The 11,348-nt window shown below is 64.3% G+C and carries 12 protein-coding genes and 1 pseudogene; 10 read left to right on the top strand and 3 right to left on the bottom strand.

All coding sequences use genetic code 11. The annotated features are described in order from the left end of the window. Positions 1–52: 52 nt before the first annotated feature. From L6D81_RS26700 to L6D81_RS26685, 4 genes are all read left to right on the top strand, one after another. A complete protein-coding gene (locus L6D81_RS26700; RefSeq protein WP_236182593.1) occupies positions 53–1,312 on the top strand; it encodes a c-type cytochrome in 1,260 nt (419 codons plus the stop codon). Beyond that, complete coding sequence (locus L6D81_RS26695; RefSeq protein WP_236182592.1) at positions 1,309–1,782, top strand: (2Fe-2S)-binding protein; 474 nt, start codon at positions 1,309–1,311, stop codon at positions 1,780–1,782. The genes L6D81_RS26700 and L6D81_RS26695 overlap by 4 nt, the downstream gene beginning before the upstream one ends. Beyond that, positions 1,779–4,016 carry a xanthine dehydrogenase family protein molybdopterin-binding subunit gene (locus L6D81_RS26690; protein WP_236182591.1) on the top strand — a complete coding sequence of 746 codons (2,238 nt, stop codon included), beginning with the start codon at positions 1,779–1,781 and terminating at the stop codon, positions 4,014–4,016. Before L6D81_RS26695 ends, L6D81_RS26690 begins: the two co-directional genes overlap by 4 nt. Before the next feature lie 148 nt (positions 4,017–4,164). Then, positions 4,165–5,280 carry an alkene reductase gene (locus L6D81_RS26685; RefSeq protein WP_236182590.1) on the top strand — a complete coding sequence of 372 codons (1,116 nt, stop codon included), beginning with the start codon at positions 4,165–4,167 and terminating at the stop codon, positions 5,278–5,280. A gap of 63 nt (positions 5,281–5,343) precedes the next feature. On the opposite strand, the gene L6D81_RS26680 is transcribed toward L6D81_RS26685, so the two are convergent. Next, positions 5,344–5,769: a cupin domain-containing protein gene (locus L6D81_RS26680; protein WP_236182589.1), complete on the bottom strand. Its 426-nt coding sequence runs from the start codon at positions 5,767–5,769 to the stop codon at positions 5,344–5,346. Between the two features lie 123 nt (positions 5,770–5,892). After that, complete coding sequence (locus tag L6D81_RS26675) at positions 5,893–6,795, bottom strand: transcriptional regulator GcvA (protein WP_236182588.1); 903 nt, start codon at positions 6,793–6,795, stop codon at positions 5,893–5,895. 108 nt (positions 6,796–6,903) lie between these two features. On the opposite strand from L6D81_RS26675, the gene gstA reads away from it, so the two are divergent. Next, a complete protein-coding gene (gene gstA / locus L6D81_RS26670; RefSeq protein ID WP_236182587.1) occupies positions 6,904–7,518 on the top strand; it encodes a glutathione transferase GstA in 615 nt (204 codons plus the stop codon). A gap of 44 nt (positions 7,519–7,562) precedes the next feature. On the opposite strand, the gene L6D81_RS29565 is transcribed toward gstA, so the two are convergent. After that, positions 7,563–7,685, bottom strand: a complete 123-nt coding sequence (locus L6D81_RS29565; protein WP_276574250.1) for a hypothetical protein — start codon at positions 7,683–7,685, stop codon at positions 7,563–7,565. Between the two features lie 71 nt (positions 7,686–7,756). Between L6D81_RS29565 and L6D81_RS26665 the strand changes: the two are divergent. The 5 genes and pseudogenes from L6D81_RS26665 to phnE form a co-directional block, all read left to right on the top strand. Continuing rightward, positions 7,757–7,858: pseudogene (locus tag L6D81_RS26665) on the top strand (paraquat-inducible protein A); the annotation flags it as partial. A 346-nt stretch (positions 7,859–8,204) separates the two neighbouring features. After that, entirely contained in the window at positions 8,205–9,056 is an 852-nt protein-coding gene (locus L6D81_RS26660; protein ID WP_007955223.1) for a putative selenate ABC transporter substrate-binding protein, read from the top strand. After that, positions 9,053–9,850 carry a phosphonate ABC transporter ATP-binding protein gene (locus L6D81_RS26655; RefSeq protein WP_236182586.1) on the top strand — a complete coding sequence of 266 codons (798 nt, stop codon included), beginning with the start codon at positions 9,053–9,055 and terminating at the stop codon, positions 9,848–9,850. Before L6D81_RS26660 ends, L6D81_RS26655 begins: the two co-directional genes overlap by 4 nt. Further along, positions 9,844–10,671: a PhnE/PtxC family ABC transporter permease gene (locus L6D81_RS26650; protein WP_011333854.1), complete on the top strand. Its 828-nt coding sequence runs from the start codon at positions 9,844–9,846 to the stop codon at positions 10,669–10,671. The genes L6D81_RS26655 and L6D81_RS26650 overlap by 7 nt, the downstream gene beginning before the upstream one ends. Then, positions 10,668–11,348: phosphonate ABC transporter, permease protein PhnE (phnE, locus tag L6D81_RS26645; RefSeq protein WP_236182585.1), on the top strand; the 681-nt coding region annotated here is incomplete at its 3' end. The genes L6D81_RS26650 and phnE, both read left to right, overlap by 4 nt.

The following is an 11,348-nucleotide window of genomic DNA, read 5'->3' as shown; positions in this document are numbered from 1 at the left end:
CCCCCAAGCCCACCGCGTGCTGCTCAGGCAACCGCTCATGAACGGCCATTTCATGAGATCCAGAGCGCTGTGGACCAGCGCGGCAGCCCTCGCCTCGATCGGTGCAATCGCGGCCCTGGCGCTGATGTGGCGTCCGGCAATTGCGCCGGTGGAGCGCCCGCGAACCTTCGACTCCGCGCAACTGCAACGCGGCGCGCGCGTCGTCGAGGCGGGCGACTGTGCAGTCTGTCATACGCGGCCCGGCGGCCAATACCTGACCGGCGGACTGCCGCTGGTGACGCCATTCGGCACCCTCTACAGCACCAACATCACCCCGGACCCACAGACCGGCATCGGCCAATGGTCGTTGCCGGCCTTCGAGCGGGCGATGCGTGAAGGGATCTCCCGCGACGGTCATTTTCTCTACCCGGCGTTCCCTTATGTTCATTACCGGCGCATGAGCCAAGACGACATCGCCGACGCCTATGCGTACCTGATGAGCGGCCCGGCCGTGGACTCGCAGCCACAACAGAACCGCATGAACTTCCCGATGAACATCCGGCCGCTGGTGTCGTTCTGGAACCTGCTGTTCCTGCACGGGAAGCCGCTGACGCCGGTGGCCGAGCAATCGCAGGCGTGGAATCGCGGGCGCTACCTCGTCGAAGGTCCCGGCCACTGCGCGGGCTGTCACTCGCCGCTGAACCTGATCGGTGCAGAGAAGTCCGGCGAAAACCTGGCCGGCGGCAGCGTGGATGGCTGGGACGCACCGTCTCTGCTGGGCATGGCGCACCGGTCAAACCCGTGGAGCAGCGAGCAACTGGTGAAGTACCTGCGGGCCGAAGTGGTCGACGGACACGGCACGGCGGCGGGCCCGATGCGCCCGGTCAGTCTCGGTCTGGCGCGCTTGCCCGCAGAAGATGCACAGGCGATTGCCGAATACCTGCTGAGTCTGCCGGCGAAAACCGCGATCAACGAAATTCCGAGCGCCAGCGCTGAACCTGCGGATTCATCCTCGGGCGCCCTGCTCTTCACCAGCGCCTGCGCTGGCTGCCATGCCCCAGGCGCGCCGATGCGTGAAATCGACGGCCGCCCGACACTGGATCGGACCTCGGCGCTGCAGGCCGCCAGCCCACGCAACTTTGTGAAAACCGTACTCGACGGCATCCCGGCAGAACCCGGCCAACCGGGACCGGTGATGCCCTCGTTCGCCGCCAGCCTCGACAACGCTCAACTCAACGCCCTGGCCCTATACCTGCGCCATCAGGTCAGCCCCGATCAACCGTGGACCGACCTTCCCGCCACCCTCCAAGCGCTACGTCAGGAGACGAAATGACTCAGATCACCCTCAACGTCAACGGATCCTCCCGGGCTCTCGAGCTGGAACCCGACATGCCGCTGCTCTATGCGCTACGCAATCACCTGGGCCTGAACGGCGCCAAGTACGGCTGTGGCCTGGGCCAATGCGGCGCCTGCACCGTCATCGTCGATGACCAACCGGTGTTTTCCTGCCTGACACCCTGCGCCGGCCTCGAGGGCAAACAGGTTCGGACGGTTGAAAGCCTGGGCACGGCCGACCACCCCGGCTCCCTGCAGCAAGCGTTCATCGACAAGCAGGCCGCTCAATGCGGTTACTGCATCGCCGGCATGTTGATGCGTGCGCAGTCACTGCTGGAAAGCAATCCGCACCCCGACGAGCAGACCATTCGCGAGCACATGGCAGGCAACCTGTGCCGCTGCGGTACGCACCTGCGCATCATCGAGGCGATCAGCCTTGTCGCCCGGCAAAACGGGAGTGCGCAATGACGACAATCAACGAGGTCGATCACAGTCGCCGCGCGTTCCTGCGCGGGGGCGCCCTGCTGGTGGCGTTCGCTCTGGTGCCGATCACGCGCCGCGCCCTGGCCGACACCGAAGTCGACACCCTGGGCACGGTCGTATTGGCGCCGGACCTGCCCGGCAGCCTGCGCACCAACCCTTGGCTCGATGCCTGGATTCGCGTCGGCGCTGACGGCATCACCGTCTACACCGGCAAGGTCGAACTGGGCACCGGGGTCAAAACCGCGTTGCTGCAAATTGCCGCCGAACGCCTGGAGGTGGCCCCGACCGCGATCAACCTGCTCACCGCCGACACCGCACTGACGCCGAACGAGGGCTACACCGCCGGCAGCCACACGATTTTCGACAGCGGCACCGCGCTGTTCAACGCGGCGGCACAAGTGCGCAAGATGCTGCTGGAATCGGCCGGGCGCAGCTGGAACGTTGCGCCGGCACTGCTGACGACCCGGGACGGCATCATTCTCGGCCCGACCGGGCAACGCATGTCCTACGCCGATGCCGTGCAGCAGGTCGATCTGCACCGCTATGCGACGTCCGAGTCACCCTCGATGCCGCCGGCGTCATTCAAGCTCATCGGCCATTCGCTGCCACGCCTGGATATTCCAGGCAAAGTCAGCGGCGGCGCTGCATTCGTGCAGGACATTCGCCTGCCGGGCATGCTCCACGCCCGGGTCATCCGCCCGCCGCGCCCCGGCTGCACACTGGAGGCCATCGATATTGAATCGATCAAGGCGCTGTCCGGGGTGGTGCAGGTGATTCGCGACGGCAATTATCTGGCCGTGGTAGCGCGGGACGAATGGCAAGCGATCAAAGCCATGCGTCACGGATACGCCTCAGCGCGCTGGAGCGGCGGACAGGCGATTCCCGAATCGCGGGACATCCACACCGTGCTCAAACGCCTGCCCTCGCGTCGTTATCCGATCAGCCATGAAGGCACGCCCCAGGGCGCGACCACCAACCAATACCGCGCCCGCGTGACCAAGCAGTATCTGATGCATGGCTCGATCGGACCGTCCTGCGCCGTGGCCTGGTTCAAGGACGGTGCCCTCACCGTCTGGACCCACACTCAGGGCGTGTATCCGCTGCGTGCCGGAATCGCCGAAATGCTGCGGCTGCCACCCGAGCGCGTGCGCTGTATCCACACCGAAGGTTCCGGGTGCTATGGCCACAACGGCGCCGACGATGCAGCGGCCGACGCAGCGTTGATTGCCATGCGCGTACCGGGCACGCCGGTGCGGGTGCAATGGATGCGCGAGCAGGAAAACCTCTGGGAGCCCTACAGCTCAGCGATGGTCAGCGAGGTGCAAGCCAACCTCGACGCCCAGGGTCGGCTGCAGGACTGGAACTATGAGCTGTGGACCACGCCGCACAACGAACGCATCGTCAACGCCGGGCGCTTGCTGCCCGCACGCCTGCTGGCCCGGCCGTTCACCTCCGCACCCTCGGTGCCGATCGCCCAGCCCGAAGGCGATGGCGATCGCAACGCGGTGCCGCTGTACACCGTCGCCTCCTCGCGGATCGACATGAACTTCGTCACCGAGATGCCGTTCCGCACCTCAGCCATGCGCTCGCTCGGCGCGCACATCAACGTCTTCGCCATCGAAGCCTGTATCGACGAGCTGGCCGCCAAGGCCGGAGTCGATCCGGTTGCCCTGCGTCTGGCGCACCTGACCGATCCTCGGGCGCGGGCGGTGGTGGAACGGGTGCGCGATGCGGTCGACTGGCCACAAAAAAGCAACGAACCCGGCGCAGGCATAGGCTTTGCCTTCGCGCGCTACAAAAACATCATGGGCTACTGCGCCATCGCCGTGCGTCTTCGAGTCCATCCACAAACCGGCGAAGTGCAGATCGATCACGTCGTCACCGCAGTGGATGTGGGGCAGATCGTCAGTCCCGATGGCCTGCGCAATCAGGTCGAGGGCGGGATTGTGCAGTCCACCAGTTGGACGCTGTATGAAAAGGTCGCCTATGACGCCGGCGGCATCCGCAGCTACGACTGGAGCGGCTACCCGATCCTGCGCTTCTCGCAACTCCCCAGAAAGGTCGACGCTCATCTGCTCGACCAGCCGGGGCAACCGTTTCTGGGGGCCGCCGAAATCGTCCAGGGCCCCATGGCGGCCGCCATCGGCAATGCCGTGGCGAACGCCACCGGACGGCGCTGGCTGAACCTTCCCCTGACTCGCTCGCAACAGCCTTCCTGAACCGCGCCACGTTGCATTTCACGCAATGCAGCGTGGCGTCGCGTGTGGATTATCAAGCACCGGATAGCCGCTTAACGTAGGGCCATCCGGTGCCGGCCCCAATGCCCGACACCGTCCACCGACCTTTTTCGAAGACTGGAGAACCCCCATGACACAACATCTGTTCCGCCCCATCGCCCTCGGCCCCTACACACTTCCCCACCGGGTGGCGATGGCGCCGTTGACTCGCTCTCGTGCCGGGCAACCGGGCGACATCCCGACGTCCATGAACGCCGAGTACTACCGCCAGCGAGCGAGTGCCGCGCTGATCATCACCGAGGCAACGCAGATTTCCCGCCAAGGCCAGGGTTATGCGTGGACGCCTGGCATCTACAACGACGAACAGGTGCAAGCCTGGCGCGAAGTCAGCCGTCAGGTACACGAGGCCGGCGGGTTGATCTTCATGCAGCTGTGGCATGTGGGCCGCGTATCGCACCCAAGCTTTCAACCGGACAACGCGCTGCCGGTGGCGCCGAGTGCATTGCCCGTACCGGGCAAGACTTTCATCGTCGACGCCGAGGGCAATGGTGTATGGGGCGACGTGCCAGTGCCGCGCGCCCTGCAGGTTGCGGAAATCGCCGACATCATCAACGACTACCGCCGCGCCGCACGCAATGCGCTGAACGCCGGGATGGATGGCGTGGAAATTCACGCGGGCAACGGCTATCTGCTGGACCAGTTCATCAACAGCAACAGCAACCAGCGCACTGACGGTTATGGCGGCACCCTGGAAAACCGTGCACGCCTGTTACTGGAAGTGGTGGCGGCCGTGGTCGACGAAGTCGGTGCCGACCGTGTCGGCGTGCGCCTGACGCCCATGGGCCGTTTCATGGGCATGGGCGATGAGTCGCCGGAAGCCACATTCAGCTACATCGTCCGCTCGTTGAACCGCTGGAAACTGGCCTACCTGCACCTCGTCGAGCCGGCCGTGGTCGGCACCGTCAAGGACGAGAATTTCGACCCGCGCTGGGACGCAATCATCGCTCAGTTGCGGGATGCATGGGATGGCGTGCTGATGATCGCCGGCGGCTACGACCCCGAGTCGGCGGAACAGGCCCTGGCCGACGGTCGCGCCGACATCATCGCGTTTGGCCGACCGTTTCTGGCCAACCCCGATCTGCCTCGGCGAATCCGCGAAGGCCTGACGCTCAACGCACCGGACCCGAGCACGTTCTTTGGCGGCGATCAGCGTGGTTATACCGACTACCCGGTGTACGCCCACTGATACGTTGAACACCGGACGCACAAAGGCCTGCCAGATCGGCAGGCCTTTTCGTTTCAGCGACCGTTACTGTTTGAGAATCAGCAGCGGCTCGCCCTTCTTGACGATGTAAGTCGCCAGTTCCGAGCCCTTCTCGTTGCCGACGTTCTTGGCGATATGTGCCACGCCCGCCGGAATGAACAGCGAATCACCCGCCTTGAGCGTCACCGGCGCCTGACCTTCCAGTCGGTATTCGAACGTGCCGCTGATCACGTAAGCCACCTCCACACCCGGATGCGCATGGTTGGGCGACGTGACGCCCGGTTCGAAATCGACGCGAGCCTGGATCACCTCGCGATCCGCAGCGCCCAGGTCCTGACGGACCAGATCGGTACGGCTCAGGCCTTGTTGCCAGTTCTTCGCCGGGGAGGCGGATGGGGTGTCAGCCGCGTGGGCGAGGCCGGTCAGCGAAACGAGTACGGCGGCAGCGGTCATCAGAAGTGTGCGGCGCATGGTGTTGCCCTCTTGGAGGTCGTGGTGTGTTGGCACCTACTGTGGGCGAGGCCTGTATGCGGGATGTGTCCTGATGACGGGGTTTGTTACCCGTTTGTGTACGGCGGCGCGATGGATACACGCTTATACAAAGGGTTTGGCCAGCACCTGCGATAGCCAGCCTCTGAACGCCACGATCTTTTTCGATTCGGCCTGATCGTGCGGCGTGACCAGGTAAAAGCCGGAAGCGGATTTCAAGCGCAGATCAAACGGCGCCACCAGCCTGCCCGCGCGCAGATCGTCATCGACATAGGTCGAGCGACCGATGCACACACCCTGCCCGTCAATCGCCGCCTGCACAGCCATCATCGCCAGGTCGAAGGTCAATCGCGGGCCTTTGGCCGTCAGCGGTGGCTGGCCTGCCGCATGCAGCCAGTCGTTCCAGTCATTGGCGGTCACGCCGCTGACTTGCAGCAAGGGGTGATGGGCCAGGTCCACCGGCGTATTCAACGGCTTGTCGCCGGTCAGCAAGCGCGGGCTGCACACCGGAAAGATCTCATCGGACATCAACCAGTCGGCGCGCAACCCCGGCCAGTTCCCGTCGCCGTAGCGGATCGCCGCATCGATGCCACCCTTGCGAAAGTCCACCCGCTCGGTGGAGGCGCTGATCCGCACATCAATCTGCGGATGCGCCTCGCGAAACGACGGCAGGCGCGGCAACAACCATTTCGACGCCACCGATACCAGGGTGCTGATCGTCAGGACGCTGTTGTTGCTGGATTCCAGCAGCTTTTCAGTCGAGTAACGCAATTCAAGAAACGCCGAACGAATGCCAGGCAGGTACGCATGGCCCTCCTCGGTCAACGCCAAACCGTCCTTCAAACGCATGAACAGACGCACGCCGAGTTCATCCTCGAGGCGACGGATCTGATGGCTGATTGCAGTTTGCGTGACATTCAGTTCTTCGGCGGCGCGGGTGAAGCTCATATGCCGGGCGGCACATTCGAAGGCTCGCAATCCATTGAGCGATGGCAGTCGGGGGAGCATATGACCTCTTCAATCCATGAGATTTTGTCATACGCTAGCACCGGATTTGTCCTTTGCGAAGCGGCGCGGCCATAGCGGATTCTGAGGCTCCATCTGTAAGGAGATCCCATGAAACTGTACTTCGCCCCCATGACCTGTTCACTGGCGCCGCACATCGTATTGCGCGAACTGGAGCTGCCGTTCGAGCTGATCCGGGTCAACAACCAGACCAAAGAAACCGCCGACGGCCGGGACTTTCGCCAGATCAACCCTAAGGGTTACGTGGCCGCGCTGATGCTGGACAACGGTCAAGTGCTGACCGAAGGCCCGGCCATTCTGCAATACCTCGCCGACCTCGTACCCGGCCATGCACTGGCCCCGGCCAATGGCACTTGGGAGCGCTCGCGCCTTCAGGAATACCTGAACTTCATCAGCTCGGAAATTCATGGGGGCAGCGCGCCGTTGTTCAGCAGCGAAATCCCGGAAACCACCCAAACGATCTTCAAACACAAGCTGTTCAAGCGTTTGGATTACCTGAACCGCCTCCTCGCCACCCAGCCCTTTCTGATGCAGGCCTTCGGCGTAGCGGATGCCTATCTGTTCACGGTGCTGAAGTGGTTGCCGACATTCCGTATCGCTATCGAAGACTGGCCAGCCCTGGCGAACTACCTGACAGGCATCGCCGAGCGGCCCAGTGTGCGGGCTGCCATCGCGGCAGAGGACGCCACGCAACCGGTGCTCTGACGCGACCGATTGCGCTGAACGCCCTCAAATGCGCCGGCGCGCAGTCAGGCGCCCGACTCCGGATCACTTGCCGGCAGACCCCGCGCCTCTCTGTCTTCATCATCCTTGCCGGTGCTCTGCGGGTTGGCGTCGGGGCTTCCCGAGCCGTTGGCCGCCACATCGCTCATGCCCTCCTCCCGTCGAGCGCCCCATGGCCAGCAACGATCAACTGATCATCTGCGAGCATTGCGACTGCGTGTACGAAAAAGTCGCGCTGGCGTTCTACGTGCCGGCCAATCTGCTGCCGGTGATGAACACCACCCTGCTCGGCAGTGGCGCCGACAGCACCATCATGAGCGGTTCGACCCACGCCTGATCTGGGATAACGCGCCGGACGAAGAAACGGAAAAACCCCGGCACTCGCCTGAACAAGTGCCGGGGCATCAAGCGCCACTGAGCCGGAGCCGATGAATCCGTTATCGACCGGCTGGTGGAGCGGTTTTCGCCGGTCAATTAAGCCCCGGATCCGCTCAGGAACGGGTTTGATCATGCGCACGTCATCGCGGGCCTGCCTGCGATAGCGGCAGTTCAGACACCTTCATTCCTACCGGCAAGACGCGCCGTTTCGTCTAACCTGACGTTGCACCCGACGATGATTGCCCATCGACGGGTGCGTCGACCTTGATGCCCACGAAACGGAGAATTCCATGCTCAAGCGAACCCTGGCACTGACCGCTGGTCTGGCCCTGTCCCTGTCCGCCGTGCTGGCGCAAGCCGCAGAGGTGTTGAAGGTCAGCGCAATTCCCGATGAAGCCCCGACCGAGCTGCTGCGCAAGTTCGAGCCGCTGGGCAAGTACCTGCAACAGCAATTGGGCATGGACGTGCAGTTCGTCCCCGTGGCGGATTACCCGGCGGTGGTCGAAGCGCTGGCCACTGATCGTCTCGACCTGGCGTGGCTCGGCGGTTTCACCTTCGTCCAGGCGCGGCTGAAAACCGGCAACGCCATTCCGCTGGTGCAGCGTGAGCAAGACGCGCAGTTCACCAGCAAATTCATCACCGCCGACCCGAACGTCAAAAGCCTCGCCGACCTCAAGGGCAAGACCTTCGCTTTCGGCTCCGTGTCGTCCACCTCCGGCAGCCTGATGCCGCGCTATTTCATGCTCAAGGACGGCATCAAACCGGAAAGCTATTTCAGCCGCGTCGGCTATTCCGGCGCCCACGACGCCACTGTCGCCTGGGTGCAGGCCGGCAAAGTCGACGCCGGTGTGCTCAACGCCAGCGTCTGGCAGAAACTGGTGGACGCCGGCAAGGTCGACACCAATAAGGTCAAGGTCTTCGCCACCACCCCGGCTTACTTCGATTACAACTGGACCGTGCGCGGCACCCTCGACCCGGCGCTGGCGGCGAAGATCAAAAAAGCCTTCCTCGACCTCGACCCGGCCAACCCCGAGCACAAGAAAATCCTCGACCTGCAAGCCGCCAGCCGCTTCATCGAAACCAGCCCGGACAATTACAAAGGCATCGAGGAAGCCGCCCGCGCCGCCGACTTGCTGAAATGACGCTGCGCCTCAAACAGGCTTTTCTGCACCACACCAATGGCGTGGAAGCCTTGCGCGGCGTGGATTTGCACATCGAGGCCGGCGAGCAGGTGGCGATCATCGGCCCGTCCGGCGCCGGCAAATCCAGCCTGCTGAACCTGCTGGCGACCGCCATTCGGCCCAGCAGCGGCGACATCGAAGTGCTCGGCGAGCGCGCCTGGCATCTGTCCGCCCGCCAACGGCAACGCCTGCGTGCGCGCATCGGCCTGGTGCATCAGGCGCCGCCGCTGCCGCCCCGGCAACGGGTGGTGACGGCGGTACTGGCCGGCAAACTCGGGCAATGGAGCCTGGGCAAAAGCCTGATCAACCTGCTGCACCCACTCGACGTGCCCGGCGCCCGCGCTGCCCTGGCGAAACTGGATCTGGCCGACAAACTCTTCAGCCAGTGCCAGCAACTGTCCGGCGGGCAATTGCAGCGGGTCGGCATCGCTCGCGTGCTGTATCAGGCGCCGGAGGTGTTGCTGGCGGATGAGCCGGTCTCGGCCATGGACCCGGTGCTGGCCGGGCACACGCTGTCGATCCTGTCGCGCCACGCCCGGGAGCACAACGTCACGCTGGTGGCGAGCCTGCACGCGGTGGCACTGGCGCTGGCGCACTTCCCCCGGATCATCGGTTTGCGCGAGGGGCAAATCCTGTTCGACTGCCCGTCCGCGCAAGTCAGCCGCGACATGCTCGACACCCTCTACGCCAACGAACAACTGCAATCCCCGGCGCCCGCCGCCACCCCGCTGATTGTGCAGATTCCGCGATGCTGAGCGCCGACACCCGCGACCCCGCCGCACTGCCACGGTTGCTGCTGACCGGGCTGGCGATTGCCCTGCTGTGGCCGGGGATCCAGCTCAGTGAACTGGATCTGGGCGTGCTGTTTCATGCAGACAGCCAAAGTGAAATGGGCCGCTTCGTCTCGATGTTCTGGCCACCGGCCCATGACCGCGAGTTTCTGCAATTACTGCTCAAAGCCACCCTGCAAACCCTGGCCATCGCCACCGCCGGCATGGCCCTGGCGCTATTGTTGGCCGTGCCGGCCAGCCTGCTCGCCAGCCGCGCCCTGTCGCTGACCGCCGCCTCCCGCAGCGGCCGCCCGAGCCTGTTGGGCCGCCTGCTGCGCTGGCCGGTGCGCGGGCTGCTGATCTTCCTGCGCAGCGTGCCGGAAATCGTCTGGGCGCTGCTGTTCGTGCGCGCCGTCGGCCTCGGCCCGGCGGCGGGCGTGCTGGCCATCGCCATCACCTACAGCGGCATGCTCGGCAAGGTCTACGCCGAAATCTACGAATCCACCGACCAACGCCCGGCCCACGCCCTGCTCCAGGCCGGCAGCGGCCGCCTCGCCAGCTTCGCCTACGGCGTACTGCCCAACGTCGCGGCCGAACTGCTCTCCTACACCGTCTACCGCTGGGAATGCGCCATCCGCGCCTCGGTAGTCATGGGCTTCGTCGGCGCCGGCGGCCTCGGCCAACAAATCGACCTGTCGATCCGCATGTTCGCCGGCGGCGAAGTCGCCAGCATGCTCCTGACCTTCCTCCTCCTCGTCCTCGGCGCCGACCAACTCAGCCGCCTGCTGCGCTGGAGGCTGACATGAAACGCCTGATCAACCCGTTGCTGATCCTCGCCATCGTTGCGGCCGTCATTGCCTCGTTTGCCTACCTGGGCCTTGATCTTGAAGAACTCGGCAGCGCTACCAGCCTGAAACAGATGGGCCTGTATGTGGCGCGTTTTCTCAACCCCGATCTTAGCGCTGACTACCTGAGCGCCATCCTGCGCGGGTCGATGGAAACGCTGGCCATGTCTGCGCTGGGCACCCTGCTGGCTGCCGTGTTGGGGCTGTTATTGGCGCTTCCCGCCGCTGGCCGATTTGGCTGGTTTTTTCAGAGTGCTGCGCGTCTGGTGCTCAACGCACTGCGAGCCATACCCGAATTAGTGTGGGCTGCGTTGATGGTGCTGGCGGCTGGGCTTGGGCCGAATGCAGGGACACTTGCGCTCGCCCTGCACACCACGGGCGTGTTGGGGCGGTTGTTTGCTGAAGCGCTGGAGAACACACCGCCGGAACCGGCGGATGCGATTCGGTTGCAAGGGGGGAATCCGGTGACGGCGTTCTGCTACGGCACCCTGCCGAACCTGGCGCCGCAGTTGCTGGCGTACTGTTTGTATCGGTGGGAGAACAATATCCGGATGGCCAGCGTGCTGGGGTTTGTCGGGGCTGGGGGGTTGGGACAGATGTTGTATGTGAGCTTGAGTTTGTTTCAGGAGGCGCAGGCG

The sequence above is a fragment of the Pseudomonas sputi genome (genome assembly GCF_021603585.1).
Taxonomy (GTDB): domain Bacteria; phylum Pseudomonadota; class Gammaproteobacteria; order Pseudomonadales; family Pseudomonadaceae; genus Aquipseudomonas; species Aquipseudomonas sputi.
This window is presented reverse-complemented; position numbering and strand designations above follow the sequence as displayed.

Coding starts and splice junctions, on each gene's coding strand:
- L6D81_RS26700 (WP_236182593.1), top strand. CDS start 53: ATGAGATCCAGAGCGCTGTGGACCAGCGCGGCAGCCCTCGCCTCGATC.
- L6D81_RS26695 (WP_236182592.1), top strand. CDS start 1,309: ATGACTCAGATCACCCTCAACGTCAACGGATCCTCCCGGGCTCTCGAG.
- L6D81_RS26690 (WP_236182591.1), top strand. CDS start 1,779: ATGACGACAATCAACGAGGTCGATCACAGTCGCCGCGCGTTCCTGCGC.
- L6D81_RS26685 (WP_236182590.1), top strand. CDS start 4,165: ATGACACAACATCTGTTCCGCCCCATCGCCCTCGGCCCCTACACACTT.
- L6D81_RS26680 (WP_236182589.1), bottom strand. CDS start 5,769: ATGCGCCGCACACTTCTGATGACCGCTGCCGCCGTACTCGTTTCGCTG.
- L6D81_RS26675 (WP_236182588.1), bottom strand. CDS start 6,795: ATGCTCCCCCGACTGCCATCGCTCAATGGATTGCGAGCCTTCGAATGT.
- gstA (WP_236182587.1), top strand. CDS start 6,904: ATGAAACTGTACTTCGCCCCCATGACCTGTTCACTGGCGCCGCACATC.
- L6D81_RS29565 (WP_276574250.1), bottom strand. CDS start 7,685: ATGAGCGATGTGGCGGCCAACGGCTCGGGAAGCCCCGACGCCAACCCG.
- L6D81_RS26660 (WP_007955223.1), top strand. CDS start 8,205: ATGCTCAAGCGAACCCTGGCACTGACCGCTGGTCTGGCCCTGTCCCTG.
- L6D81_RS26655 (WP_236182586.1), top strand. CDS start 9,053: ATGACGCTGCGCCTCAAACAGGCTTTTCTGCACCACACCAATGGCGTG.
- L6D81_RS26650 (WP_011333854.1), top strand. CDS start 9,844: ATGCTGAGCGCCGACACCCGCGACCCCGCCGCACTGCCACGGTTGCTG.